Below are 26,894 nucleotides of genomic sequence, written 5' to 3' on the forward strand. Positions count from 1 at the left end.
TGACCTCAAGAAGAACTTTGCAAAATGTCGCCTCCGACAGCGGAGACGAACAGACCAGGTTTAGTTGCCGATGTCGCCCTGCCACAGGCGCTCATTGGCAGGGATGGAACGCCAATTCTTCATCATGGTGATGGAGCGATCGTCGGCAAGGTCAATCCAGGGGACGCCGAACTTGTCGAGGATGTCCTTGGATCCCTCGAAGGTGACGGATTCCCCGATCACCACGAGCTTGACTTTGAACAGCCCCAGCGCGCCGGCGCACATCGAACATGGCGACAGCGTGGTGTACATCACCGTGTCGTGGAACGAGATCGCGCCGGCTTCGCGCAGGCAGCTCATCTCGCCGTGCAGGATCGGATTGTTCTCCTGCACGCGGTTGTTGTGGCCGCGGGCGATGATCTTGTTGTCGCGCGTCAGCACCGCGCCGATCGGCAGGCCGCCCTGCGCGATCGAGGCCTCCGCCTCGCGGATCGCCTCCAGCATGAAATCGAAATGATGGGATTCGATCGCCACGGTCAGTGTCCCTTGCCGCGCGGCGTCGTGGTGCCGGTGTCGGTGGGACGCTCGATCTCGGCCTGGAACATCTCCAGGATCCGGTTCAGCGCGTCCTCTTCGGTATATTCGCTCTCGCGCGCATAGGCGCGCGCGGCGTGGCGGGCGAGATCGACGAGCAGCAAGCCCCACATGTCGGGCTCCTCGAAGGCGCGCTGGAACGCCATCGACAGCCCGCCGTCCAGCACGAACACGCGCAGGATCTCGACCGCGTCGTCGCGGGTCATGACGTCGGGCGGAAGTGGCTGCTCCTTCGGGCCCGCCATGGTCTACCTGTAGCAGACGGCTTTGGCGGCCTCGACGACTTCTGCCGCTGAGGGCAGCGCGAGCTTCTCCAGGTTCGCGGCATAGGGCATCGGCACGTCCTTGCCGGAGACGCGCGCAACCGGCGCATCCAGATAATCGAAGGCGTTCTCCATGATGCGCGCGGCAATCTCGGCGCCGACGCCGCTCTGGGCCCAACCCTCTTCCACCGTGACGGCGCGCCCCGTTTTCTTGACGGAGTTGATGATGGTCTCGGTGTCCATCGGACGCAGCGTGCGCAGGTCGATCACCTCGGCCTCGATGCCCTCCTTGGCAAGCTCGTCGGCCGCCTTCAGCGCATAGGTCATGCCGTTCGACCAGGAGATGATCGAGACATGGCTGCCAGAACGCACGATGCGGGCCTTGCCGATCGGGATCACGAAATCGTCGAGCTTCGGCACCTCGCCGGTGTGGCCGTAGAGCACCTCGTTCTCGAGGAAGATCACCGGATTGGGATCGCGGATCGCGGCCTTCAGAAGACCCTTGTAGTCGGCAGCCGAGAACGGTGCGACGACCTTGAGGCCCGGGACGTTCGAGTACCAGGCCGAATAATCCTGGCTGTGCTGGGCGGCAACGCGCGCAGCCGCACCGTTCGGCCCGCGGAACACGATCGAGCACCCCATCTGGCCGCCGGACATATAGAGCGTCTTGGCCGCGGAGTTGATGATCTGGTCGATCGCCTGCATGGCGAAGTTGAAGGTCATGAACTCGACGATCGGCTTGAGGCCCGTCATCGCGGCACCGACGCCGACGCCGGCAAAGCCGTGCTCGGTGATCGGAGTGTCGATGACGCGCTTGGCGCCGAACTCCTGGAGCAGGCCCTGCGTGACCTTGTAGGCGCCCTGATATTCGGCGACCTCTTCGCCCATCACGAAGACGTCGGCGTCGCGGCGCATCTCTTCGGCCATGGCATCGCGCAAGGCTTCGCGGATGGTCTGCGTCACCATCTCGGTGCCCGCGGGCACTTCCGGATCGGGCTCGGCGACGGCCTGCGGCGCAGGAGCGGCCTTGGGTGCGGGCGCCTCGGCCTTCGCCGCGGCGGGCGGTGCGGACTCGGCAGCCTTCTGCGCGGCCGGTGCAGGCGCTTTGGCAAGATCGGCGGCGCTTTCGCCGTCGGCGAGAATGGTCGCGATCGGCGTATTCACCGCGACGTCGGCGGTGCCCTCGGGGATCAGGATCTTGCCGAGCGTCCCCTCGTCGGTCGCTTCGACCTCCATGGTCGCCTTATCGGTCTCGATCTCGGCGATGACATCGCCGGACTTGATCGTCTCGCCCTCTTTCTTCAGCCATTTGGCGAGGTTGCCCTTCTCCATCGTGGGCGACAACGCGGGCATCAGCACTTGAATTGGCATATCGACTCCAAAAGAAAGCTTGCGCGCGTTCAGCGGTAAACGTCGGTCCAGAGCTCGGCGGCATCCGGCTCGGGATCATGTTGGGCGAAATCGGCGGACGCGTTGACGATGTCGCGCACCTCGGCGTCGATCGCCTTGAGATCGGCCTCGCTGACCTTGGCAGCCAGGAGGCGGTTGCGCACCTGCTCGATCGGGTCCTGGTCGTGGCGGACCTTCTCGACCTCCTCACGCGTGCGATATTTTGCAGGGTCGGACATCGAGTGGCCGCGATAGCGATAGGTCTGCATCTCCAGGATGAAGGGACCCTTGCCGGCCCGGCACCAGGCGGCGGCTTCGTCGCCGGCGGCCTTGACGGCGCGGACGTCCATGCCGTCGACCTGCTTGCCGGGAATGTTGAAGGACGCGCCGCGCTTGGAGAAATCCTGCTGCGCCGAGGCGCGCGAGACCGAGGTGCCCATGGCGTAGCGGTTGTTCTCGATGACGAAGATCACCGGCAGCTTCCAGAGCTCCGCCATATTGAAGCTCTCATAGACCTGGCCCTGGTTGGCCGCGCCGTCGCCGAAATAGGTGACGCTGACATTGTCGTTGCCGCGATAGTGATTGGCGAAGGCGAGACCGGTGCCGAGCGAGACCTGGGCGCCGACGATGCCGTGGCCGCCGTAGAAGTGCTTCTCCTTGCTGAACATGTGCATGGAGCCGCCCTTGCCCTTGGAATAGCCGCCGCGGCGGCCGGTGAGCTCGGCCATGACGCCGTTGGCATCCATGCCAGTGGCAAGCATGTGGCCGTGGTCGCGATAGCCGGTAATGACCTGATCGCCCTGCTTCAGGGCCATCTGCATGCCGACCACCACGGCCTCCTGGCCGATATAGAGGTGGCAGAAGCCGCCGATCGCGCCCATGCCATAGAGCTGGCCGGCCTTTTCCTCGAACCGCCGGATCAGGAGCATGTCGCGGAGCGCCTTGAGCTCCTGCTCCTTCGTGAATTCCGGGGGCGAACCGCCGTCGGTCTTGTCCTGTGGAGTGCTTGCGGCGGCTTTCTTGGGTGCGGCCATGGGAATTCCGGGTCAGAGAAAACTTTCGTCCTCTCTAACCCAACTCAAACGCCCTTGGAAAGCACCGCAGCGGCATGGCACGACTTTCATTATGCCGCAGTGCAACGTGGCCGAAATATTGGAAAATCTTTGGCGCTGATCGGGCAACAAATCTATGCGCGCCACGTGCGCGTGCAGATTCGTGGCCGGATCAAGAACTATGGACCATGCCGATCCGGGCCTTCGGAGCGGACGGCGCCAAGATGGCGCCGCCCTCTCCGCACCTCGATCAGAAGAAGCCGAGCTTCTTCGGGCTGTAGCTGACCAGGAGATTCTTGGTCTGCTGATAATGATCGAGCATCATCTTGTGGGTCTCGCGACCGACGCCCGACTGCTTGTAGCCGCCGAACGCCGCATGGGCGGGATAGGCGTGGTAGCAATTGGTCCAGACCCGGCCGGCCTGGATGGCCCGGCCGAAGCGGTAGCAGCGGTTGGCATCGCGACTCCAGACGCCGGCCCCGAGGCCGTAGAGCGTGTCGTTGGCGATCTCGAGCGCCTCCTCGTCGTTCTTGAAGGTCGTGACCGAGACCACGGGGCCAAAGATCTCCTCCTGGAAGATTCGCATCTTGTTGTGGCCCTCGAACACGGTCGGCTTGACGTAGAAGCCGCCGGCGAGATCGCCGCCGAGCTCGGCACGTCCGCCGCCGGCGAGCACCTTGGCGCCCTCCTGCTTGCCGATGTCGATGTAGGACAGGATTTTTGCGAGCTGCTCGCCGGATGCCTGCGCGCCGATCATGGTGGCGGCATCGCGCGGGTCGCCCTGCTTGATCGCGGCGACGCGCTTCAGCGCCCGCTCCATGAAGCGGTCATAGATGTCGGCGTGGACCAGCGCGCGGCTCGGACAGGTGCAGACCTCGCCCTGGTTCAGCGCGAACATGACGAAGCCCTCGATCGCCTTGTCGAAGTAATCGTCGTCCTCGGCGGTGACGTCGTTGAAGAAGATGTTCGGCGATTTGCCGCCGAGCTCCAGCGTGACCGGAATGAGGTTCTGGCTGGCATATTGCATGATCAGCCGGCCCGTCGTGGTCTCGCCGGTGAAGGCGATCTTGGCGATGCGCGGGCTCGATGCCAGCGGCTTGCCGGCTTCGAGGCCAAAGCCGTTGACGATGTTGAGGACGCCTGGCGGCAGGATGTCAGCGATGATCTCGGCCCAGACCATGATCGAGGCCGGGGTCTGCTCGGCGGGCTTGAGCACGACGCAATTGCCGGCGGCGAGCGCGGGGGCGAGCTTCCAGCAGGCCATCAGCAGCGGGAAGTTCCAGGGGATGATCTGGCCAACCACGCCCAGCGGCTCGTGGAAATGATAGGCGATGGTGTCGTGGTCGATCTCGCCGATCGAGCCTTCCTGGGCGCGAACGACGCCGGCGAAGTAGCGGAAGTGATCGATGGCGAGCGGGATGTCGGCGGCGCGGGTCTCACGGATCGGCTTGCCGTTGTCCCAGGTCTCGGCAATGGCGAGACGCTCGAGATTTTCTTCCATGCGATCGGCGATCCGGTTCAGGACCGCGGCGCGCTCGGCGACGCTGGTACGGCCCCAGGCGCCCTTGGCGGCATGCGCCGCGTCGAGGGCCAGCTCGACGTCCTGCGCGTCCGAGCGCGCGATCTTGCAGACGACCTGGCCGTTCACCGGCGAGGCATTGTCGAAATATTTGCCGGAGATCGGCGCGACGAATTTGCCGCCGATGAAGTTGTCATAGCGTTCGGCAAAGGGAACTTTGGTGACGCTGAGGAATTCCACCTTGTTCATTGATCACTCCCGATGTTTGCTGTTTGCGCAATTCGTCGCGTGACTCGCGACTTGCGCGGACGATGTCGCGGGAGGTGTTTTCTGTCAGCCCCGATGGGAGCGATGGCGGGGCCGACCTGTCGCAGTTCTGCGACACACACTCGTGTCCCGGCGCATTCTCGTGTCCCGGACGCGCTGCAACGCTCTTCGCGTTGCTGCGCAGAGCCGGGACCCAGGCGGCACGGGAGAATGCGGAGACATGGGCCCCCGCTCTGCAGCGCACCACGTCGCAAGTGCGACGCGCTGCGCTGCGTCCGGGGCACGAGACCGGAATTTCGAGCGCAGAGTTTCAGGGAAATGGCTCGGCCTAATGGTTCAATTCGAACCGCTTGAGCTTTCTGTGCAGCGTGGCGCGGCTGACGCCGAGGGCCTTGGCGGCCGCCGAGACATTGCCGCCGGCGCGAAGTAGCGCCCGCTGCACCACCGCGCGCTGCCCGCCGGCGAGATGATCGCGCGCGGTATCGCCGCCGAGCAGATCGGCTGCGGGCACCGGCTGCAAGGCCCGGCCGGGCGCGATTCCGAGCGCAGCCCGGGCGGAGCGGGTTGCGCCGATCACGAGATCGTCCGCATCGACCGCAATGAGGCCTCCGCATTGACCGTCCGCAGCTTGGGTCAAGACGATGCGGGCATGGCTGAACGCCCTGCGGAACAGATCGGCCTCGATACGCTTGGCCGCCTCGCCCGTCGCAAGCGCGATCAGACTGGAAAACGCGTCGGTGCGATCGGCGCGGCAGGAGGAGACGTCGAGCACGCCCGCAAGCGCCGCTTCATGGTCGTAGATCGGAACGGCGGTGCAGCTCAAAAGCGTGTTGCGGGTGAAGAAATGCTGGTCGCGGTCGATCGTCAGCGGACGCTGCTCGACGAGGCAGGTGCCGATGCCGTTGGTGCCTTCGTGCTCCTCGCTCCAGAGCGCACCGGTCCACAGCCCCCAGGATTGAAACGTGGCATCATCCGCCGCTGTGCCGCGACGATCGACCGGCACGCCCTCGCCGTCGGCGAGCAGCACGCAGCAGCCGCTCGCGCCGACGGCCTGATAGAGCCGGTCCATCGCGCCTTGCGCCGCCGCCAGCAGCGGCGCGATGCGCTCGCGCGCCTGATGCAATTCGGCTTCGGTCAGCCGCATCGGCGAGGTGCGGCCGCCGGGATCGAGATGATGCAATCTGGACGAACGGCGCCAAGAGGCCACAAGCGCGGATCGTGCCGCCTGGCCTGACGCGATGGCGGCCTCGACACGGGCCGCGTGATGCCGGGGCATTGACCCATTCATCACTGTTTCCTCCGGATGACAGACTAGAACGTGCCGGCCCTGCCCGCTTGATCTGCGTCAACTTCGGAAGAGTGCCACCAGAAGCCATGGGCCCGCCGCGGCACTGCCGTCAAGGCGGCCGCCCGGTTCCGGACTTACGACCTTCGCAGGAGGAAAGGCACTGTGGTCGGATTTCGGCAGCGGCTTTCGTTGTCGGTTTCGAAAGCTGCGGAAAGCGCTAATGCGCCGGGATCATCCGGACGAGATCGCGCGGATTGACGTAGTCGAGCTGGAAGCGCGCCCGCTCGTCCAGCATGTCGGGGTCGATCCTCTCGGACCGCAGCAGCGACACCCGCTGCTCGCTCCTGGCGCGCTCACGCTTGAGCTGGGCCAGTTCGCTGGTCAGCGCGATGATCTCCTGGTCGAGCTCCTGGCGGGCGTTGAGGCCGTATTTGCCAGTATAGGCGTTGACGCCGAAATAGCCGACGATGGCGGCCGCCATCGCGTAGAGGGCAAGACCGGTCAGGATCGATTTCAGGCGCGCGCGGGAGACCATCTTGGGAAGATGGGACAGGTTGGTTAAGGCGGTATTAATTGCCCCTGCCGACGATCGTCATGCCCGGGCTTTGCCCCGCCTGCGCGGCCGAAGCCGCTTCGGCGCGGCGAAGGCCCGAGCATCGACGTTCTTGGTGTCCGCAAAGACGTGGATGGCCGGGACGAGCCCGGCCATGACGGAGCGTGTTTCGCCTCAGCCGTGGTGCTTGGTCACATGCGCGGCGAAGGCGTCGATATAGGCCTGGAGCACGGGCTTCAGCGAGTCCTTGGTGAGGTTACCTCCGGCGTCGAAGGCATCGCCGACCGCGTTTAGATAGATCTCCGGCTGCTGCATGATCGGGCCCGCAATGCCCGGCAGGATGTTCTGTAGAGTCTTTGCGGCGCTGACGCCGCCGAGCGGGCCCGGCGAGTTCGAGACGATGCCGACCGGCTTGCCGTTGAACGAGCTCTTGCCATAGGGCCGCGAGGCAATGTCGATGGCATTCTTCAGCACGCCCGGGATGGCGCGATTGTATTCGGGGGTGACGAAGATGACGCCGTCCGACTTCTGGAGCTTGTCGCGGAAGGCCAGCCAGTCCGCGGGCGGCGCGCCCTCGAGGTCCTGGTTGAAGAACGAGATGCCGGCCGGCGTGACGACTTCGAGCTTGAGCGAGGCTGGCGCAAGCTTGGCCAGCGCATTGGCGATCTTCAGCGAGAAGCTGTCCTTGCGCAGGCTGCCGGCGATCGTGACGATGTTGTAGGCCATGGATTGTCCTTGAGGGCTTGAGCTGGAGTGCCGGGCGGCACTTAAGCGATCCGGATCATTTAATGCAAGTGCATGAACCGGCCCGATTTGGAAACGCTGTGTTTCGCGAAAGCAGATGTTTGGGACGTCGCCTGGATGGAGCGCGGCGCAATCCGGGACCCTGCCCAAGCTACGCTGGTAGCGGATTACGCTGCGCTCCATCCGGGCTACGATTGATCCGAGACATTCGTTCCAAACAAATCAGGCCGCCAAGCGGCGGCCCGATCTTTCGCACGAACGGCTAACCCCGATCAGATCGTCGGATTCCACGCCGACGGGACCAGGCGGTATTTGGCGCCGTCCTTCACGACATGACCGACCGACGGGAACGTGAAGTGGAAGCCGACCACGGTCGCTTTCTCCGCCGCCGCCATGTCGTAGAACTTGTGGCGCGTCGCCTGCGCCATCGCTGCATCCATGTCGAAAATCACGTGCCAGTCGGGATTGCGCAGGAAGAATTCCGGGATGTTGGTGACGTCGGATTGGATCAGCACCTTGGCATCGCCCGATGCGACCGCGAACGAGGTGTGGCCCGGCGTGTGACCCGGAGTTGCGATCGAGGTGATGCCCGGCGCGACCTCCTTGCCCCACTCGTACTTCGTCACCTTGGACTCGAGGCCAGCGAAGATCTTCTTCACGTTGGCGAAATTGTTCTTCAGCGCCTGATTGGACTCGGCCTTGGCAGCGTTCTCCTCACTGGCCCAGAACTCCCACTCCTTGCCGGGCACCATGATCTCCGCATTCGGAAAGGCCAACGCGCCGTCGGCCAGGCGAATGCCGTTGATGTGGTCGCCATGCATATGCGACAGCAGCACAACGTCGACGTTCTTGGGGTCGACGCCAGCAGCCTGGAGGTTCTGCAATGTGCGGCCGACAGCGCCTTTGCTCGCCTCGAGATTGGCAATGCCGTTTCCCGTGTCGATCAGGACGAGCTTCGAGCCGGTATTGATGAGCTGCGGGTTGAACGGAATCGTGACCATGCCCTTCGGCATGTAAGCCGCCTCACCCGCCGCCAGCGCCTCGTCCTTCGGTATGTTGGCGACGAACTTATCCGGCATCGGGAAGGTGCGCGCACCGTCATTGATCGAGGTGCACTCGTAGCTGCCGACCTTGTAGCGATAGAAGCCCGGCGCTTGCGTGCCGGTCGGCGGCACTGAGGCATTGGCCGCGGTCGGCCCGAAGCCGGATACGGCAGCCGCACCGAGTGCAGCGGCGCCTGTGAGCAAATGACGGCGATTGAGATCAGTCATGGAGAGGTCCCCTTCTGAGCGCCCCGCGGTTTTTTCCGCGTTCAAATGGCGGCGGAATAATCTCCGGCTTCGCTCAGAAGGCAAGTCCTTCCTTCGGTGACCTGCGGTCGCAGATCACGATTATTTATTTGGGTTGATGAGGAATTTTTCGCCGGTGGCGCGTTTGGCGTACACCGCGATGTTGGCGGGATCGAGCACCTCGGTCAGCGACACCACCTTGGTGTAGTGACTGGCGAAGGTGGTCTTGAGCTCGGACGCGACGCGCTGGCGGAGGCGACCGATCTCGGCCGGACCGATGTTCTGGAGGAACGGCGTCAGCAGCCAGCCGCCGACGCCCCAGGTCAGTCCGAACGACCGGCTCAATTCGGTCGGACGGTTGTCGAGGCTGCCGTAAATGTAGATCTGCTTGTACACGTTGGAGCCGTAGCGGCTGTATTCCTTCGCCGTCTTGTTGGCGGCAACTTCCATGGCGGTCAGAATCTGGCTGGCCAGCTTGCCGCCGCCGATGGCATCGAAGGCGATCGTGGCGCCGGTCTCGACCAGCGCATTGGTGAGATCGTCAGTAAAGCTCGGTGCGCTGGAATCCACGACGTGCTTGGCGCCGATCTTGTACAGGATATCGGCCTGCTCCTTGCTCCGGACGATGTTGACGAGGCCGATGCCGTCCTTGATGCAGATCTTGTTGAGCATCTGGCCGAGATTGGAGGCGGCGGCGGTGTGCACGAGCGCCTTGTGGTTCTCCCGCCGCATCGTCTCGGTCATGCCGAGCGCGGTCAGCGGATTGACGAACCAGGACGCGCCGTCCGCGGCCGTGGTGCCCGCCGGCAGCTCCATGACGTCGCGGACCTTCAGCACGCGGTACTGCGTGTACATCGCGCCGCCGATCATCGATACGGTCTTGCCCATCAGCGCCTTCGCAGCATCCGACGATCCGGCCCCGATCACCGTGCCGGCGCCCTCGTTGCCGACCGGCAGCGACTGATCGAGCCGGGCTCCCATCATCCGCATCGCAGCCTCCGGCATCGTCGCGGTGATGACCGGCATCTCCTTCGTGCCGGAGGCCTTGGCGGCCGACATGTCGGCGGGCCCGATCAGGAGTCCAAGGTCCGACGGGTTGATCGGTGTCGCCTCGACGCGAACCACGACCTCATCGTCGGCCGGCTCCGGGGTCGGGACATTCACGAGGGACAATTCCAGCTCGCAGCTCTTCTTCAGCAGCGAACGCAGTTGCAGTCCGGTCTTGCCGTCGCTCATGTCGATCCTCCCCTGTCCGTCTTTTCTCGAGTCGAAGCGCTGGCTTATGCCAGCGCTTTCAGTGCGGCCTTGCCACCATACAGCGCCTGCTTGCCGAGCTGCTGCTCGATGCGCAGGAGCTGATTATATTTGGCGGTGCGGTCGGAACGTGCAAGGGAGCCGGTCTTGATCTGACCGCAATTGGTGGCGACCGCGAGGTCGGCGATGGTGGAATCCTCGGTCTCGCCGGAGCGGTGCGACATCACCGAGGTGTAGCCGGCCTTGTGCGCCATCTCGACGGCGGCGAGCGTCTCGGTCAGCGTGCCGATCTGGTTGACCTTGATCAGGATCGAGTTGGCGCGGCCGGTCTTGATGCCGTCGGCGAGGCGCTTGACGTTGGTGACGAAGAGGTCGTCGCCGACCAGCTGGCACTTCTTGCCGATCAGGTCGGTCAGCTCCTTCCAGCCGTCCATGTCGTCTTCCGACATGCCATCCTCGATCGTGACGATCGGATAGCGCGAGACGAGGTCGCCGAGGTACTTGGCCTGCTCGGAGATCGAGCGGGTCTTGCCCTCGCCTTCATAGACGTATTTGCCGTCCTTGAAAAACTCGGTCGAGGCGCAGTCGAGGCCGAGTACGATGTCGCTTCCCGCCTTGAATCCGGCCTTGCCGATCGCGTTCATGACGAACTCGAGAGCAGCGTCCGCCGACGGCAGGTTCGGGGCAAAGCCGCCCTCGTCGCCGACGTTGGTGTTGTGGCCGGCCTTCTTCAGCTCGGACTTCAGCGTGTGGAAGACCTCCGCGCCGTAGCGCAGGCCTTCAGCGAAGGACGAGGCGCCGACAGGCAGGATCATGAACTCCTGGAAGTCGATCGGGTTGTCGGCGTGCACGCCGCCATTGATGATGTTCATCATCGGCACCGGCAAGAGGCGCGCGGAGGTGCCGCCGACATACCGATAGAGCGGCATGTCGAGCGAATTCGCGGCCGCCTTAGCGCAGGCGAGCGAGACGCCGAGGATGGCGTTGGCGCCGAGCCGGCTCTTGTTCGCCGTGCCGTCGAGGTCGATCATGATCTGGTCGATCTGGGCCTGCTGCTCGGCATCGAGACCGCTCAAGGCCTCGAAGATCTCGCCGTTGACGGCACCGACCGCCTTGCTGACACCCTTGCCGAGATAGCGCGCCTTGTCGCCGTCGCGCAGCTCCACCGCCTCATGGGCACCGGTGGAGGCGCCCGACGGCACCGCGGCGCGGCCGAGCGCGCCATCCTCCAGCACGACATCGACCTCGACGGTGGGATTGCCCCGGCTATCGAGGATTTCGCGGCCGATGATGTCAATGATGGCGGTCATGATGTGCACTTCCGTTCGTTGGAGCTGATCGGTTCGCCGCGGGTCTTACACGGGCCGCAAGCAAATGTGAACGCTTGAGGGTGGCACTTCGACTGACGCGTGAAGGCGCCAGGATTAAGGTCGAGGGCATCGGTCTGCGCGTGCATCCTCAATCCCAAGCAGTCGGGGTAACGCCATGAATCGCCGCCAGTTTCTTGCTTCCAGCACCGCCCTGTTCGTGGCTCGCCCAAGTTTTGCCCAGGAGGGCTCGTTCCGGACAAAATACTTCCCGATCAGTGCCGGTATCGGCCTGCACGATCTGACGCCTGCCCCCGACGGTTCGGTCTGGTTCACGGCGCAGGGCAAGGGCTTGCTCGGCAGACTCGATCCCCGGGATGGCAGTTTCAAGACGGTCGGCCTCGGTCAGGGCGCCGCGCCGCATGGCGTGACCGTCGGCCCCGATGGCGCGCCCTGGATCACCGAGGGCGGCCAGAACGCGATCGCACGGGTCGATCCCGGCGATCTCAAGGTCACGCTGTTCCGCCTGCCGGAAAAGTTCGCCTCGGCCAATCTCAACACCGGCGTGTTCGACAAGGAAGGCACCTACTGGTTCACCGGCCAGTCCGGCTATTACGGCCGCCTCGCGCCGAAGTCCGGCGAAATGAATGTGTTCAAGGCGCCCAAGGGCGTCGGCCCCTATGGCATCACGGTGACGCCCAAGGGCGAGGTCTGGTACGCCTCGCTTGCCGGCAGCTATATTGCCAAGATCGATCTGGCGAGCGGCAATGCCGGCGTCGTGCAGCCGCCGATACCGAATGCGGGTTCACGGCGCGTCTGGTCGGATTCGAAGAGCCGGATCTGGGTCAGCGAGTGGAACAGCGGCCATGTCTCGGTGCACGATCCCGCCGATGGCTCGTGGAAGAGCTGGAAGCTGCCGGGCGAGCGTCCCCGGGCCTACGCTGTCTTCGTCGACGACAAGGACAAGGTCTGGCTGACGGATTTTTCGGCCAACGCGATCGTGCGTTTCGATCCCGCCACTGAGACGTTCAACGTCTTCGCCAGCGACAGGGCCAACGCCAATGTGCGCCAGCTCGACGGCCGACCGGGCGAGCTCTGGGGCTGCGAGTCCGGCAACGATCGCATCGTCATGATCCAGACGATCGCGGCCGGTTGACGGCAGCGGCATTTGCGTCCATCCCGGCATCCGAAACAGGATGTGACGACGATGGCGAAGAAATCCCTCCAGCTCGGCCGCGCGGTCGAATGGCCGCACACACCGGTAGACGCCCAGCTCGACCGCGTGCCCAATCCGCAAAAGGGCACCGACTATCTGGTGCGCTTCACCGTGCCGGAATTCACCTCGCTCTGCCCGGTCACGGGCCAGCCGGATTTCGCGCATCTGATGATCGATTACGCGCCCGACGCGTGGCTGCTGGAATCGAAATCGCTCAAACTCTACATCGCAAGCTTCCGCAATCACGGCGCCTTCCACGAGGACTGCACCGTGATGATCGGCAAGCGCATTGCCAGCGAGATCAAGCCGAAATGGCTGCGCATCGGCGGCTACTGGTATCCGCGCGGCGGCATCCCGATCGACGTGTTCTGGCAGACCGGCCGCGTACCCAAGGGCCTGTGGGTACCGGAGCAAGGCGTCGCGCCCTATCGCGGGCGCGGCTAGCCTCAGCGCGCGTCGGACGGTGCCCGCGCCTTGAGCAATTGAGCGCAGACGAAGCCAAGCACGACCATGATCGCGGCGCTCGCGAACAGGGTCGGCATCTTGCCGGCATGCTGGAGCCCAAAGCCATAGGCGAGCGGTCCCACCGTCTGCCCCATGAAGAAAAAGAACGAATGCAGCGACAGCGCGGTGGCGCGCGCCTCGACCGAGAGCTCGCTGGCGAACACCTGCAGACAGCCATGGGCGATGTAGAAGCCCCATCCCATCACGATGAGATTCAGCGCCTGCACTTCCCAGCGCGGACCGAACGCGACGGCGACGAGTTGCGAAGCGACCAGCGTCATACCTGCGATCATCATGCCCTTGACGCCGAGCCACGGCAGCAGACGCGACACCGTCAGCGTGTAGAACAGGCCGCCGACCGCAAAGCCGGCGATGACCATGCCGGCGATCGACAGCGAGGTCTGCCCCAGCTCGAACAGGAACGAGGCGATGTAGGGAAACAGGCCGAGCACGCAGCAGCCTTCGATGAACACCGCCGAATAGCAGACATAGGCATTCGGATTGGTGAAGATGGTGCGATAGCCGGCCTTCAGCGCCGACAGGCTCGTCTTCGGCGGGTGCTTGACCTTGGCGCCGCGAAAGCCGGCGGCAACCGCGATCGACGCCACGATCACGAGCGCGCCGAGCACCGCGAGCACGCCGCGCCAGCCGAGAAAGTCGCCGATCAGACCGGAGGCCGAGGCACCGAGCAGGTTGCCGGTCATGGCGCCGGCAAGCGTGCGGCTGATCGCGACCTGACGTTTCTCGGGCCCGACGAGATCGCTGGTCAGGCTCAGCGCCACCGGAAACACGCCGCCGGAGCCGATGCCGGCGAGGATCCGGGTCGCAAACAGAACCGAGAACGAGGACGAGAGCGCGCCCAGGATGTTGGCAAGACCGAGCAGCGCGAGGCAGCCGATCATCAGCCGCGTCTTGCCGAACAGATCGGCGGCGGCGCCGACAATGGGCTGGATGATCGAGAAGGTGAAGGCGAACACCGCGGCAAAGCCCGCGGCGGTGGCAATGCTGACGCCGAAATCCTCGGCGACGTGTGGCAGCACCGGATCGAGTGCGCGCGCCGAAAGCGCCGCGGCGAAGCTCGCTCCTGATATGACGTAGAGCGCCGTGGGCAGGCCGTGATCGTGCGGCCGCGCCTCGCCTTGCTGCATCAGCGCGGGTTCTTTGCCAGCGCGTCGAACGCCATCAGCCTGGCGATCAGCGCCTCGAACTCGCGCAGCGGCACCATGTTGGGGCCGTCGGAGGGCGCACGATCAGGATCCGGGTGGGTCTCGATGAAGACGCCGGCGACGCCGACCGCCACGGCCGCGCGCGCCAGCACCGGCACGAATTCGCGCTCGCCGCCCGACGAGGTCCCCTTCCCGCCCGGCTGCTGCACCGAATGGGTGGCGTCGAAGATGACGGGCGCGCCGGTGGTGCGCGCCAGGATCGGCAGCGCGCGCATGTCGGAGACCAGCGTGTTGTAGCCGAAGGAAGCGCCGCGCTCGGTGACGAGCACGTTGGGATTATCCGCGCTGGTGATCTTCGTGACGACATTCGCCATGTCCCACGGCGCGAGGAATTGCCCCTTCTTGACGTTGACGACCTTGCCGGTCGCGGCGGCAGCCAGCAACAGATCGGTCTGCCGGCAGAGGAAAGCGGGAATCTGGAGGATGTCCACGGCCTGCGCCACCTCGGCGCATTGCGTGGCCTCGTGCACGTCGGTCAGGACAGGCAGGCCGAGCGAGGAGCGGATTTCGGCGAAGATCGGCAGCGACTGCGCCAGCCCAAGGCCGCGCGCCGCCGACGCGCTGGTGCGGTTGGCCTTGTCGAAAGAGGTCTTGTAGACGAGGCCGATGTTCAGCCGCGCAGCGATCTCCTTCAGCGCGGAGGCGACCTCCAGCGCATGCTGGCGGCTTTCGAGCTGACAGGGTCCTGCAATGATCGAGATCGGCAGATCATTGCCGAACTTGACCGTGCCGATTGCGACGACCGGCGCCGCTGAATTCGAAGAGCTCAAGGCCAATCCCTCGTTTCGGCGCGACCATAGCCGCGATGAGGGTCGGATCAACCCTATTCGGGCCGGGCTGCTTGAATAACAGGGTTGCGCCGGGGCTCCCCGGCGCCTCCCTTGCAGGAGCTGCTACTTGACCGAGGAGAAGGCGGTCGGCGCCAGGATCTGGCTGTCGATGTTGGCGACGATCTGGCCGTCGGCTTCGCTCTCGGTGCGCGCTTTCATCCAGTCCGGATCGGCGATGAACTTGCCCCACTTCGTCTCGCGCTCGGCGAGCGACTCCCAGGCGAGGAAATAGGTCAGATCCTGGTTGGATTCACCGATCACGGTCGTGAAGAACCCGGCCTGCTTGATGCCGTGCTTCTCCCAGATCTTCAGCGTTGCGGTCTCGAACCGCTTCAACAGCGCGGGCAGCCGGCCGGGGACACAGCGATAGACGCGCATTTCGTAGATCATTGGAGTTCACTCCTGCATTGTTGTTCTTGCAGGGAGCTTGTCGCAACAAAACGCGCAATCGTCAAAGGGAGAGCGTGCGCTACACCAGCCGGCTCTGCACCATCGCCGCCCGAATGAACGACGCGAACAGCGGATGCGGCTCGAACGGCCGCGACTTCAGCTCGGGATGGAACTGGACGCCGATGAACCAGGGGTGATCCTCGTACTCGACGATTTCAGGCAGCACGCCGTCCGGAGACAAGCCTGAGAATTTCAGGCCGTGCTGCTCGAGGCGGTCCTTGTAGGCGGTGTTGACCTCGTAGCGATGGCGGTGGCGCTCGGAAATCTCGGTCGCGCCGCCATAGACCTGCGAGACGCGGCTGCCGCGGTTGAGCGCGGCGGGATAAGCGCCAAGCCGCATCGTGCCGCCGAGATCGCCGGCCTGCGAGCGCTTCTCGAGCTCGTTGCCGCGCAGCCACTCCGTCATCAGGCCGACCAGCGGCTCCTTGGTCGGGCCGAACTCGGTGGAGTTGGCGTCCTCGATGCCGACGAGATTTCGCGCTGCCTCGATCACCGCCATCTGCATGCCGAAGCAGATGCCGAAATACGGCACGTCGCGTTCGCGCGCGAACTGCGCCGCGCGGATCTTGCCTTCCGCACCGCGCTGACCGAATCCGCCGGGCACCAGGATGCCGTTGACGTGCTCGAGGAACGGCGCGGGATCTTCCTTCTCGAAGATCTCGCTTTCGATCCAGTCGAGGTTGACCTTGACCTTGTTGGCGATGCCGCCATGCGAGAGCGCCTCGATCAGCGACTTATACGCATCCTTCATGCCGGTATATTTGCCGACGATGGCGATGGTGACGTCGCCCTCGGGATTGCGGATTCGTTCGTTGATCTGGTGCCAGCTCTTGAGCACCGGCGGGATCCGCGATTCGATGCCGAAGGCGGCAAGCACTTCGTCGTCGAGGCCCGCCGCGTGGTAGGCTTCGGGCACGGCGTAGATGCTGTCGGCATCGCGCGCCTCGATCACGGCGCTTTCACGCACGTTGCAGAACAGCCCCAGCTTGCGCCGCTCTTCCTTGGGAATCTCGCGGTCGGTGCGGCAGAGCAGGATGTCCGGCTGGATGCCGATCGAGCGCAGCTCCTTCACCGAGTGCTGCGTCGGCTTGGTCTTCAATTCACCGGCGCTCGGAATGTACGGCAGCAGCGTGAGGTGGATGTAGATGGCGTGATCGCGCGGCAGCTCGTTCTTGAGCTGGCGGATCGCCTCGAAGAACGGCAGGCCCTCGATGTCGCCGACGGTGCCGCCGATCTCGACCAGCACGAAGTCGTAATCGTCATTGCCGGAGAGGACGAATTCCTTGATCGCGTTGGTGACGTGCGGAACCACCTGGATGGTCGCGCCGAGATAATCGCCGCGGCGCTCCTTGGAGATGATGTCCTGATAGATGCGCCCCGTGGTGATGTTGTCCTGCTTGGTCGCAGGACGGCCGGTGAAGCGCTCGTAGTGACCGAGATCGAGATCGGTCTCCGCGCCGTCATCGGTCACGAACACTTCGCCGTGCTGATACGGCGACATCGTTCCGGGATCGAGGTTGAGATAGGGGTCGAGCTTGCGGAGGCGGACCTTGTAGCCCCGGGCTTGCAACAGCGCACCGAGTGCCGCTGAAGCCAGACCCTTGCCGAGCGAAGAAACCACGCCGCCGGTGATGAATATGTACCGCGCCATGGGACTTAACCTCTAATCCCTCGAATTCGATTCGCCAAAGCGATTCGTATTCCGCCCCAAAGATTTTGCGGGCCTGTGGGTGAGCCAAAACTAAGAGTGGTGACAGTGCCTTGATGGGGATTGTTGATGCAGGACGGTAGCCACCGCCCTGCATGGCCCCCCTGCTTTATTGCGAACGAGGCACCTGCGGGCCGCTCGGAGCCGGCGCCTGCTGCTGCTCGTCGGCCTTCTTCAGCGAATCCAGGATGCCGCCCGACGTCGGCGGCGCGATCGGCGATCCGCCGGCCGGCTGGCCCTGCGAGGCCGGGGCGCCGATGATCGACGACGGCGCGCGGCTGTAGCCCGCATGCCAGGACAGGAACATGCTGGTGAGGAAGAAGCCGGCGGCGAGGATCGCGGTGGTCCGCGTCAAGAGGTTCGCCGTGCCGCGGCTCGACATGAAGCCTGCGCCGCCGCCCATGCCGAGGCCGCCGCCTTCCGACTTCTGGAGCAGGACGGCGCCGATCATGACGGCGACGATCATGAGGTGGATGACGATGACAACGGTCTGCATAGTATCCTTCCGTCACAAGCGGGCGGCGCCTGACGGCGGCCGATCGCGCTTCGCGGGTTTTCCTGAAGTTGCGCGGTGTTACACGATCAGAGGGGGCATTGCCACCCCCGATCGGGTCCGGATCAGCCGCATTGAGGTTAGCTAGGGGCAGCCCTTGGCGATCGCAAGGAAATCGGCCGCCTTCAGGCTGGCGCCGCCGACCAGGGCGCCGTTGACGTTCTTGACCGCCATCAGCTCGGCCGCATTCGAGGGCTTGACCGAGCCGCCGTAGAGGATGCGCATCTTCCCCCCGTCGGCCTTGAACCTGGAGGTCAGGACCTCCCGGATAAACCCATGAATCTGCTCGACATCCTTGGCCGTGGGGGTGAGCCCGGTGCCGATCGCCCAGACCGGCTCATAGGCCACGATGAGATTCGCGGCCGTCGAGCCATCAGGCAGGGAGCCGGCGAGCTGCCCGCGCAGGATGTCCAGGGTCTGGCCAGCGTCGCGCTGGCCTTGCGTCTCGCCGATGCAGACGATCGCCGTCGCACCGGCGCGCCAGACGGCCTCGGCCTTCTGCCGGATCAGGGCATCGCCCTCGCCGTGGTCGGCGCGGCGCTCGGAATGGCCAACGATGATGGCCGTTGCCCCCGCATCAGCCAGCATTTCGGCGGCGATATCGCCGGTATGGGCACCGGAGGCCTTGGGGTGGCAATCCTGGGCGCCTACCGCGACTTTCTTGCCGCGCGCCTTGTCGGCGAAGGCCGCAATCAGGGTCGCAGGCGGGCAGACCAGCAGATCGGCCTTGCCGGTTACCTCGGCCGCACCATTGAGCATGGCGTCGAACTCGGCAGCCTGGGCCTTCAGGCCGTTCATTTTCCAATTCCCGGCGATCAGGGGGCGGATGGCGTCGGTCATGTCAATTTCCAGCAAAATGAGGTTTGTGCATGCGCTAGCAGAGGACCTGCTGCAGTTCCAGAGACCAGAGGCTTTTAACCGCAGCCGCAAACGGTCGCCGGACCCGAGGTTGCGGGGGGAAAGCCACCACTTTATGATGATTGATCAATTTGGTGACGCGCTTTTGCTGAATCTGCATTAAGACGCGCTCCCGTTCCCCTCCTGCTCAAACAAGTTGGACCAAATGCTTCGAGGAATGCGCAAGGCCTCATCAAACTGGCTCGGCAAGACGATTATGGCCGTGGTGATGGGCGTGTTGATCGTCAGTTTCGGCATTTGGGGTATCGCCGACATCTTCAAGGGCTTCGGGCAGTCCACGGTGGCCAAGGTCGGCAGCACCGAGATTTCGCTGAACGAGTTCCGCCAGATCTACACGGACCGCTTGCAACAGATCAGCCGCCAGTTCGGCCGTCCGCTGACGCCCGACCAGGCGCGTGCCTTCGGCCTCGACCGCCAGGTGCTGCAGCAGACGATCGCGGAAGCCGCCCTCGACGAAGAGGCGCGCCGGCTCGGGCTCGGCCAGTCCGACGACCAGATCCGCCAGCTCATCATGAACGACCCCAACTTCAAGGGCGTCGGCGGCAGTTTCGATGCGAACCGGTTCCAGGCCGTGATCCGTAATTTCGGCTATACCGAGCAGCGCTACGTCGCCGAGCAGCGCAAGGTGTCGCTGCGTCGGCAGATCACCGGCACGATCGGCGCCGGCCTCGAGCCGCCGAAAGCCATGATCGACGTGCTGACGCGCTTCCAGAACGAGCAGCGCGCCATCGAGTTCGTCAGGCTCGACGCCGCCCAGGCCGGCCAGATCGACGCGCCCTCGCCCGAGGCGCTCGCCGCCTATTTCGAGGATCACAAGGTTCAGTTCCGCGCGCCCGAATACCGCAAGATCTCCTTCGTCGTGGTCTCGCCGGAAGAAATCGGCAAGTGGAGCGAGGTCTCCGACGAGGACGCCAAGAAGATGTTCGAGCAGCGCAAGGACCGGCTCGGCACGCCGGAGAAGCGCCAGATCCAGCAGATCGTGTTTCCCAACGTGACCGACGCGCAGGCCGCACGCGAGCGCCTCGTCGGCGGAATGTCGTTCGAGGATCTCGGCAAGGAGCGCGGGCTGAGCGCCTCCGACGTCGACCTCGGCCTCGTGACCAAGTCTTCGCTCGCTGCCGCGGTCGGCGATGCCGCCTTCGCGCTTCCCGCCGGCGAGATCAGCCAGCCGATCCAGGGCGGGCTTGGCGTCGCGATCGTCAGGGTCGACAAGATCGAGCCGGGCAAGGAGGCGGACTACGCCAGCCTTGCCGGCGACATCAAGCGCGAGATCGCCACCGAGCGCGCGCGCGTCAAGGTTGCCGATCTCCGCGACAAGATGGAAGACGAGCGCGGCGGCGGTGCCAGCGTGATCGACGCGGCGCAGAAACTCGGCCTCACCGCCGTGACCATCGACGCGGTCGACCGCTCCGGCCGCGCCCCGAACGGCCAGCCGGTCGCCAACATTCCGCAGGGCCTCGACGTGGTGTCGCAGGCCTTCAACACCGATGTCGGCGTCGACAACGACTCGATCTCGTTCAAGGGCGGCTATGTCTGGTACGACGTGCTCGCCATCACGCCTTCGCGCGACCGCAATCTCGACGAGGTCCGCGATCAGGTCGAGGCGCGCTGGCGCCAGGACCAGATCGCCACCAAGCTCAAGGCCAAGGCGACCGAGATGGTGCAGAAGCTCGAAGCAGGCGGCAAGCTCGCCGATGAAGCCGCAGCGATCGGCGCCAAGGTCGAGACAGCAACCGGCTTCAAGCGCGACGATACGCCCGCCGGCGTGCCCGCGGCCGTCGTATCGGCCGCCTTCCGCACCGCCAAGGACGGCGTCGGACAGACGCCGGTGACCGGCGGCACCGAGGTGATCGTGTTCCGCGTCACCGACATCGTCGAACCCGCGGTCGACGCCGCCTCCGACGCGATCAAGAAGCTGAAGGAAAGCCTCGACCGTGCCCAGACCGAGGAGCAGGTCGCCTCTTACGTCAACAAGCTTGAAACCGACATCGGGACCACCATTAATCAGGCCGCCTTCGCGCAGGTGACCGGCGCGAACCAGTGAGTTGAAAGCACGCGATGGACGACCTGAAATCGATCATTGGAAAAGTGGCGACCGGCGCCAGCCTGTCGCGTGAGGAAGCGGCTTCCGCCTTCGACGCCATGATGTCGGGCGAAGCCACGCCCTCGCAGATGGGCGGCCTGTTGATGGCGCTGCGGGTGCGCGGCGAAACGGTGGACGAGATCACCGGCGCCGTTACGGCGATGCGCTCCAAGATGCTGAGCGTGACGGCACCGCCGGAAGCCGTCGACATCGTCGGCACCGGCGGCGACGGCTCCGGCTCGGTCAACGTCTCGACCTGCGCCTCCTTCATCGTCTCCGGCGCCGGCGTGCCGGTGGCCAAGCACGGCAACCGCGCGCTGTCGTCGCGCTCGGGCGCCGCCGACGTGCTGGCCTCGCTCGGGGTGAAGATCGACCTCAGGCCCGAGCAGGTCGGCCATTGCGTGCGCGAATGCGGCATCGGCTTCATGTTCGCGCCCGCCCATCACCCGGCCATGAAGAATGTCGGCCCAACCCGGGTCGAACTCGCGACACGCACGATCTTCAATCTGCTCGGCCCCCTGTCCAACCCGGCCGGCGTGAAGCGACAGATGGTCGGCGTGTTCTCGCGGCAATGGGTGCAGCCGCTGGCGCAGGTGCTGAAGAACCTCGGCTCTGAATCCGCCTGGGTGGTGCACGGCTCCGACGGCCTCGATGAGATCACCCTCACCGGCCCGACCTTCGTCTCCGCGCTCCACAACGGCGAGATCCGCAATTTCGAGGTGACGCCGGAGGACGCCGGCCTGCCGCGCTGCGAGGCCGGCGCGCTGAAAGGCGGTGACGCCGACGCCAATGCAATCGCCCTGCAGAGCGTGCTCGACGGCAAGCCGAGCGCCTACCGCGACGTCGCGCTGATGAACGCCGCCGCCGCGCTGGTGGTGGCCGGACGCGCCAAGGACCTCAAGGAGGGCGTCGCGATCGGCATGAAGTCGATCGACAGCGGCGCAGCCAAGGCGAAGCTGAAGCACCTGATCGCGATCTCGAACGGCCAAGCCTGACATGTCGGACATCCTGACCAAGATCGAAGCCTATAAGCGCGAAGAGATCGCAGCCGCCAAGCGCGCCGAGCCACTCTCGGCGGTCGAGGCGAAGGCCAAGGCGCAAGCCGCACCGCGCGGCTTCGTGCGCGCGATCAAGGCCAAGCACGCCAATGGCGACTACGCGCTGATCGCGGAGGTGAAGAAGGCTTCGCCGTCGAAGGGGCTGATCCGCGCCGATTTCGACCCGCCCCAGCTCGCCAAGGCCTATGAGGCCGGCGGCGCGGCCTGCCTGTCCGTGCTGACCGACACGCCCTCGTTCCAGGGCCATCTCGACTTCATGGTGGCGGCGCGTGCAGCGACGGCACTGCCGGTGCTGCGCAAGGATTTCATGTTCGACACCTACCAGGTGGCGGAAGCGCGCGCGCACGGCGCCGATTGCATCCTGATCATCATGGCCGCGCTCGATGATACCACCGCCAAAGACCTCGAAGACGCCGCGCTCGCCTACGGCATGGACGTGCTGATCGAGATCCACGACCGCGCCGAGCTCGACCGCGCGCTCAAGCTCCGCTCGCCGATGATCGGGGTCAACAACCGCAATCTTCGCACGTTCGAGACCACGCTCGCGACCAGCGAAACGCTGGCGCCGCTGATCCCCGGGGATCGACTGATGGTCGGCGAGAGCGGCATCTTCACGCCCGCCGATCTTGCCCGGCTCGAGCGCGTCGGCATGTCGACCTTCCTGGTCGGCGAGAGCCTGATGCGGCAGGCCGACGTCACCGCCGCGACGCGTACGCTGCTCGCGCGCCAGAGTGCGGCGCGCGCGACGGGCGCGCGCTGACATGGCGCGCAAGCCGGCGAAAAAAGCCGTCCCGGCCCTCACCCATATCGGCGCCTCCGGCGAGGCGCGGATGGTCGACGTGTCGGACAAGCCCGCGACCGAGCGGCTTGCAGTCGCGGAAGGCCGGGTCGTCATGACCAAGGCGACGCTCGATCTGATCGTATCCGGCAATGCCAAGAAGGGCGACGTGCTCGGCACCGCCCGCATCGCCGGCATCATGGCTGCCAAGCGCACCTCGGAGCTGATCCCGCTCTGCCATCCGCTGGCGCTGTCGAAGGTGACGCTCGACATCGAGCCAGACGCGAAATTGCCGGGCTGCCTCGTCCGCGCCAGCGTCAAGGTGACGGGTCCGACCGGCGTCGAGATGGAGGCCCTCACGGCCGTCTCGGTCGCCTGCCTCACCATCTACGACATGATCAAGGCGGTCGAGCGCGGCGTGCGCATCGAAGGCATCCACCTGGTCGAGAAGCTCGGCGGCAAGTCCGGCCATTACCGCGCCTGATTGCGCAATCCGCTCTATTTCGCCTCGCGCTGCCGCTCGCGATAAGCGCGCGTCTTCATCCGGTTGCCGCATAGCGTCGACATGCACCACCGCCGCGTCGATGGTTTCGACCGGTCGAAGAACACCCGGCGGCATTCCTCCGACGCGCACATCTTCAGCCGGTCCAGCGTTCCCACGAGGGTTGCGTCATGAAGCTCGATCGCGATGGCCGACAGGCCGGCGAGCGCATCCTCGCGCGCCGCTGACAGCGTTGCGCCACGGCCTGCGAGCGCCTCGACCCGCAGCGGAAACGGCGCCAGCGCGTCATTGAGCGCGCCAAGAACGCTCTTGTTCCGGAGCCGCTCGCTCGGCTCACACTGCAGATAGGCACGCAACGCCCCGCGCAGCCTCAGCGCAGTCTCGAACATTGCCGGCGTGACATGGCCGCCCTTGGCGCCAAGGCCGCGTTCCCGCATCCAGTCCGCCAGGTCCTTCGGGCCACTGAGCTCATCGCTCTCCGGGTGCTCCACGCCGAAATGCGTGAAGTGGCGAACATCGAGCGTGTTGGCGAAATCGTAGAGGTTTGCCAACGCGTCGGGAACCTGGAATTTGCGCGACACTTTCGACATCGGAACACCAAAGATTTGAACACCAGTAAAACAGATTTACTGGTTGACAGCAAGCGACACCTGTATCTTACTTATACTGGTGTCGAACGATCCCTCGGGATCGAACGCCTCTGCTATCACCGGAATGGAGAACCGAGCCGTGGCCGACGCCCTGCACTATCTCGAACTCACCGCGCTCGCGGCACACCTCAAGGCGCGCGAAATCTCGGCGCTGGAGGTGACGCGCGCGCAACTCGACCGGATCGACTCCATCGACCGCGATCTCGGCAGCTACGTTCACGTGATGGCGGAAACGGCCATGGCCGAGGCGGAAGCCGCGGACGCCGACATCGCGCAGGGCCGGTATCGGGGGCCCCTGCATGGCGTGCCGATTGCGCTCAAGGACCTGTTCTGGACCGAGGGCGTTCCGACGGCGGCAGGCACGACGCTTCATCGCGACTTTCGTCCCAGTGAAGACGCAACCGTCGTGCGCCGGCTCAAGAACGCGGGCGCCGTGATCCTCGGCAAGGTGCAACTCACCGAGGGCGCCTATGCCGATCACCATCCGCTGGTGAAACCGCCGAAGAATCCGTGGAATGCGAGCTACTGGCCGGGTATCTCGTCCAGCGGCTCGGCGGTCGGGACGGCTGCCGGACTTTGCTTCGGCTCGCTCGGCTCCGACACCGGCGGTTCGATCCGCTGGCCCTGCGCCGCCAACGGCCTGACCGGATTGAAGCCGAGTTGGGGCCGCGTCAGCCGCCACGGCGCCTTCGAGCTTGCCGCGACGCTCGACCATGTCGGACCGATCGGCCGCAGCGCGGCCGACGTCGGTGCGCTGCTCGGCGTCATCGCCGGACACGATCCGAACGACCCGACGTCGCTGGTCGATCCGGTGCCCGACTATCTGGCCGCCGCCGCACAGGACGTGCGGGGCCTGCGGATCGGCGTCGATCCCGCCTGGAACAGCGACGACGTGGACGTTGCGACCCAGCGCGTGCTGGCGGACGCCATCGATGCCTTCCGCGCGCTTGGCGCCGACACCGTCAATGTCCGATTTCCCGACGTCACGCAGGCGATCGCCGACTGGACGCCGAACTGTGCGGTGGAAGCTGCGGTCGCTCATGAGGCGACCTATCCCGCTCGCAAGGATGAGTATGGTCCGATCCTCGCCTCCGTGCTCGAAACCGGCCGCGCTCTATCTGCTCTCGACTATCAGAAGATCCTGCTGCGGCGGCTGGCGCTACGCGGCCGGGTGACTGCGCTGTTCGAGACCATCGACCTGCTGCTGATCCCGGTGCACCCGTTCCCGCCAGTGACGCTTGCCATGATCCAGACGCTCGGCGAACAGCCGGATCTGATCGCGAAGCTGCAGCGCTACACCTGCCCGTTCGACATGACCGGTCATCCCACCATCACGCTGCCAGGCGGTGCGTCGACGGACGGGCTGCCGATCGCGTTCCAACTCGTCGCCGCCCATCTGGACGAGGCCACGCTCGTGCGCGCCGGCGCGGCCTTCCAGCGGGCCACGTCCTGGCACCGTCGCCATCCTTCCCTCACCTCGCGGAGGCCGCATTGACCATTCAATCCACGCTCGCTCAGCGAGGTATTTTCCATGGCTGGTTCGTCGTCGCGGCGGCGTTTGCCGTCATGTTCGTCGGCTTCGGCTCCGCCTACACGTTCAGCGCATTCCTCGAGCCGCTCCAGCGCGATTTCGGCGCCTCGCGCGGTTCGATCTCGCTGGTGTTTTCGATCGCGGGCTTTCTGTACTTCGCGCTCGGCCTCGTCAGCGGTCCCCTCGCCGACCGGTTTGGCTCGCGTCCGCTGGCCGTCGCCGGCATGATCCTGGTCGCGGTCGGACTCGCGGCTGCGAGCACTGCCCGGTCCGTCGTCGAGGTCTATCTCGCCTACGGGCTCGGCGTCGGCCTCGGCGTCGGCTGCGCCTATGTTCCGGCCATCGGCGCCGTGCAACGCTGGTTCGTCAGGCGCCGCGGCTTTGCCTCCGGGCTCGCGGTGAGTGGCATCGGGCTCGGTACGCTGGCGATGCCGCCGCTCGCCTCATTGCTGATCGCTTCGGTGGGCTGGCGCGGAGCCTATCTGGTGCTGGGCGCGATTGCGCTGGTGCTGGGCGGCGGGATGTCGCTGCTCATCGAGAACGATCCGAAGCACCGCGGCCTCGGACCCGATGGCGATCCGCCTCGCGATGCCGCGGGCGCCAACAACGCCGGCGGCGCATCCGTGCGCGAGGCCATCCGGTCGACGCGGTTTGTCGCCCTCTACCTGTCGTGTCTGGTCTGCTCGTTCGGGGCCTTCGTCCCGTTCGTCCATCTCGTGCCCTACGCGCGCGATCACGGGGTCGCGGCATCCTCTGCAGTGCTGCTGCTCGGCGTGATCGGGGCCGGCAGCACCGCAGGCCGCTTCTTTCTCGGCGCACTCGCCGACCGGATGGGCCGCGACCGCTCGCTGATCATGGTCCTGACCGGAATGGCGCTCGCGATGGCGATCTGGGCCATTGCCGCTGAGGTCTGGACCCTCGCCGCTTTTGCCTTCGTCTACGGCGCGTTCTACGGCGGCTGGGTCGCGGTGCTTCCCTCTGTGGTCATGGACTATTTTGGCGGACGCAATGTCAGCGGAATCATCGGCATTCTCTACACCAGCGTGGCGTTCGGCACGCTGATTGGCCCGAGTGCAGCCGGCTTCGCCTACGACGTCAACCACAGCTATACGATGCCGATCCTGGTCGGTGCCGCCGCGAACATCGTCGCGGCACTGATCGTGGTGGCGATACTGGCACGCAGCGGAGCCCACGCGATCAGCGCAGTGAAGAGCTGATCGCAGTGAATTTGCTGTTGAGCTTGGAGCCCATGCCGTTCACGACGGTGATGATGGCCAGCGCGATTCCGGCCGCGATCAGGCCGTACTCGATCGCGGTTGCCCCACGCTCGTCGGCGAGGAAGTTCTTCAGGGTGTTTTTCATCGTTGCGTCCTCTCTGTGTCGTCAGCA

Annotated in this window: 27 protein-coding genes; 8 read left to right on the forward strand and 19 right to left on the reverse strand. The window is 65.2% G+C overall.

Annotation, left to right across the window (positions count from 1 at the left end; translation table 11 throughout):
* Positions 1–60: 60 nt before the first annotated feature.
* From GGD66_RS05135 to eno, 11 genes are all read right to left on the reverse strand, one after another.
* Entirely contained in the window at positions 61–513 is a 453-nt protein-coding gene (locus tag GGD66_RS05135; protein WP_092256957.1) for a nucleoside deaminase, read from the reverse strand.
* A 2-nt stretch (positions 514–515) separates the two neighbouring features.
* On the reverse strand, positions 516–818 hold the full coding sequence (locus tag GGD66_RS05140; RefSeq protein ID WP_018320291.1) for a DUF5076 domain-containing protein: 303 nt from the start codon (positions 816–818) through the stop codon (positions 516–518).
* A 3-nt stretch (positions 819–821) separates the two neighbouring features.
* Positions 822–2,207, reverse strand: a complete 1,386-nt coding sequence (locus GGD66_RS05145) for a pyruvate dehydrogenase complex E1 component subunit beta (RefSeq protein WP_018320290.1) — start codon at positions 2,205–2,207, stop codon at positions 822–824.
* A gap of 29 nt (positions 2,208–2,236) precedes the next feature.
* The gene (gene pdhA / locus GGD66_RS05150; RefSeq protein WP_092256959.1) at positions 2,237–3,259 is read right to left on the reverse strand and encodes a pyruvate dehydrogenase (acetyl-transferring) E1 component subunit alpha; all 1,023 of its coding nucleotides are present in this window, start codon (positions 3,257–3,259) and stop codon (positions 2,237–2,239) included.
* Between the two features lie 268 nt (positions 3,260–3,527).
* Entirely contained in the window at positions 3,528–5,045 is a 1,518-nt protein-coding gene (adh, locus tag GGD66_RS05155; RefSeq protein WP_018320288.1) for an aldehyde dehydrogenase, read from the reverse strand.
* Positions 5,046–5,391: 346 nt separating this feature from the next.
* Positions 5,392–6,351, reverse strand: coding sequence for a GAF domain-containing protein (locus GGD66_RS05160; protein ID WP_183257017.1), 960 nt, complete (start codon positions 6,349–6,351; stop codon positions 5,392–5,394).
* A 217-nt stretch (positions 6,352–6,568) separates the two neighbouring features.
* A complete protein-coding gene (locus GGD66_RS05165) occupies positions 6,569–6,886 on the reverse strand; it encodes a septum formation initiator family protein (protein ID WP_018320286.1) in 318 nt (105 codons plus the stop codon).
* A 192-nt stretch (positions 6,887–7,078) separates the two neighbouring features.
* Positions 7,079–7,630 carry an NADPH-dependent FMN reductase gene (locus tag GGD66_RS05170; protein ID WP_183257018.1) on the reverse strand — a complete coding sequence of 184 codons (552 nt, stop codon included), beginning with the start codon at positions 7,628–7,630 and terminating at the stop codon, positions 7,079–7,081.
* 290 nt (positions 7,631–7,920) lie between these two features.
* Positions 7,921–8,919, reverse strand: coding sequence for an MBL fold metallo-hydrolase (locus GGD66_RS05175; protein ID WP_183257019.1), 999 nt, complete (start codon positions 8,917–8,919; stop codon positions 7,921–7,923).
* Positions 8,920–9,039: 120 nt separating this feature from the next.
* Positions 9,040–10,173, reverse strand: a complete 1,134-nt coding sequence (locus GGD66_RS05180; protein ID WP_183257020.1) for a zinc-binding dehydrogenase — start codon at positions 10,171–10,173, stop codon at positions 9,040–9,042.
* Positions 10,174–10,217: 44 nt separating this feature from the next.
* Positions 10,218–11,501 carry a phosphopyruvate hydratase gene (gene eno / locus GGD66_RS05185; protein WP_183257021.1) on the reverse strand — a complete coding sequence of 428 codons (1,284 nt, stop codon included), beginning with the start codon at positions 11,499–11,501 and terminating at the stop codon, positions 10,218–10,220.
* A 175-nt stretch (positions 11,502–11,676) separates the two neighbouring features.
* Here eno and GGD66_RS05190 point away from each other — a divergent pair, with 175 nt between their 5' ends.
* Together GGD66_RS05190 and queF are read left to right on the forward strand one after the other, a co-directional pair.
* Positions 11,677–12,654: a lyase gene (locus GGD66_RS05190; RefSeq protein WP_183257022.1), complete on the forward strand. Its 978-nt coding sequence runs from the start codon at positions 11,677–11,679 to the stop codon at positions 12,652–12,654.
* A 51-nt stretch (positions 12,655–12,705) separates the two neighbouring features.
* Positions 12,706–13,158 (forward strand): preQ(1) synthase, encoded by a 453-nt coding sequence (gene queF, locus GGD66_RS05195; RefSeq protein ID WP_183257023.1) that lies wholly within the window; start codon positions 12,706–12,708, stop codon positions 13,156–13,158.
* Between the two features lie 2 nt (positions 13,159–13,160).
* On the opposite strand, the gene GGD66_RS05200 is transcribed toward queF, so the two are convergent.
* From GGD66_RS05200 to tpiA, 6 genes are all read right to left on the reverse strand, one after another.
* Complete coding sequence (locus GGD66_RS05200; RefSeq protein ID WP_092256975.1) at positions 13,161–14,366, reverse strand: MFS transporter; 1,206 nt, start codon at positions 14,364–14,366, stop codon at positions 13,161–13,163.
* Positions 14,366–15,214: a 3-deoxy-8-phosphooctulonate synthase gene (kdsA, locus tag GGD66_RS05205; protein WP_183257024.1), complete on the reverse strand. Its 849-nt coding sequence runs from the start codon at positions 15,212–15,214 to the stop codon at positions 14,366–14,368. Before kdsA ends, GGD66_RS05200 begins: the two co-directional genes overlap by 1 nt.
* 123 nt (positions 15,215–15,337) lie before the next feature.
* Positions 15,338–15,664: an NIPSNAP family protein gene (locus GGD66_RS05210; protein ID WP_018320276.1), complete on the reverse strand. Its 327-nt coding sequence runs from the start codon at positions 15,662–15,664 to the stop codon at positions 15,338–15,340.
* Between the two features lie 79 nt (positions 15,665–15,743).
* Positions 15,744–17,375, reverse strand: a complete 1,632-nt coding sequence (locus tag GGD66_RS05215; RefSeq protein WP_018320275.1) for a CTP synthase — start codon at positions 17,373–17,375, stop codon at positions 15,744–15,746.
* A gap of 166 nt (positions 17,376–17,541) precedes the next feature.
* Positions 17,542–17,928 carry a preprotein translocase subunit SecG gene (gene secG, locus GGD66_RS05220; protein WP_183257025.1) on the reverse strand — a complete coding sequence of 129 codons (387 nt, stop codon included), beginning with the start codon at positions 17,926–17,928 and terminating at the stop codon, positions 17,542–17,544.
* Positions 17,929–18,069: 141 nt separating this feature from the next.
* Positions 18,070–18,825 carry a triose-phosphate isomerase gene (tpiA, locus tag GGD66_RS05225; protein ID WP_183257026.1) on the reverse strand — a complete coding sequence of 252 codons (756 nt, stop codon included), beginning with the start codon at positions 18,823–18,825 and terminating at the stop codon, positions 18,070–18,072.
* A gap of 223 nt (positions 18,826–19,048) precedes the next feature.
* Between tpiA and GGD66_RS05230 the strand changes: the two genes are divergently transcribed.
* From GGD66_RS05230 to moaC, 4 genes are read left to right on the forward strand one after another with little or no spacing between them, the layout of a single operon-like run.
* Positions 19,049–20,947: a SurA N-terminal domain-containing protein gene (locus tag GGD66_RS05230; RefSeq protein WP_183257027.1), complete on the forward strand. Its 1,899-nt coding sequence runs from the start codon at positions 19,049–19,051 to the stop codon at positions 20,945–20,947.
* A gap of 14 nt (positions 20,948–20,961) precedes the next feature.
* Positions 20,962–21,981, forward strand: coding sequence for an anthranilate phosphoribosyltransferase (gene trpD, locus GGD66_RS05235; RefSeq protein WP_091965745.1), 1,020 nt, complete (start codon positions 20,962–20,964; stop codon positions 21,979–21,981).
* Position 21,982: 1 nt separating this feature from the next.
* The gene (gene trpC, locus GGD66_RS05240; RefSeq protein WP_183257028.1) at positions 21,983–22,804 is read left to right on the forward strand and encodes an indole-3-glycerol phosphate synthase TrpC; all 822 of its coding nucleotides are present in this window, start codon (positions 21,983–21,985) and stop codon (positions 22,802–22,804) included.
* Position 22,805: 1 nt separating this feature from the next.
* Positions 22,806–23,306 carry a cyclic pyranopterin monophosphate synthase MoaC gene (gene moaC, locus GGD66_RS05245; protein ID WP_018320268.1) on the forward strand — a complete coding sequence of 167 codons (501 nt, stop codon included), beginning with the start codon at positions 22,806–22,808 and terminating at the stop codon, positions 23,304–23,306.
* Between the two features lie 14 nt (positions 23,307–23,320).
* Here moaC and GGD66_RS05250 read toward each other — a convergent pair whose 3' ends face one another.
* Entirely contained in the window at positions 23,321–23,914 is a 594-nt protein-coding gene (locus tag GGD66_RS05250; RefSeq protein ID WP_092256985.1) for a CGNR zinc finger domain-containing protein, read from the reverse strand.
* A gap of 139 nt (positions 23,915–24,053) precedes the next feature.
* On the opposite strand from GGD66_RS05250, the gene GGD66_RS05255 reads away from it, so the two are divergent.
* Positions 24,054–25,469, forward strand: a complete 1,416-nt coding sequence (locus tag GGD66_RS05255; RefSeq protein WP_092257732.1) for an amidase — start codon at positions 24,054–24,056, stop codon at positions 25,467–25,469.
* Entirely contained in the window at positions 25,466–26,722 is a 1,257-nt protein-coding gene (locus GGD66_RS05260; protein ID WP_092256987.1) for an MFS transporter, read from the forward strand. Before GGD66_RS05255 ends, GGD66_RS05260 begins: the two co-directional genes overlap by 4 nt.
* Here GGD66_RS05260 and GGD66_RS05265 read toward each other — a convergent pair.
* Positions 26,703–26,867, reverse strand: coding sequence for a Flp family type IVb pilin (locus GGD66_RS05265; protein ID WP_092256988.1), 165 nt, complete (start codon positions 26,865–26,867; stop codon positions 26,703–26,705). The two genes, GGD66_RS05260 and GGD66_RS05265, sit on opposite strands and share 20 nt — an antisense overlap.
* Positions 26,868–26,894: the final 27 nt, after the last annotated feature.

It is taken from the genome of Bradyrhizobium sp. CIR48 (assembly GCF_014198315.1).
In the GTDB taxonomy this organism is placed as follows: Bacteria; Pseudomonadota; Alphaproteobacteria; order Rhizobiales; family Xanthobacteraceae; genus Bradyrhizobium.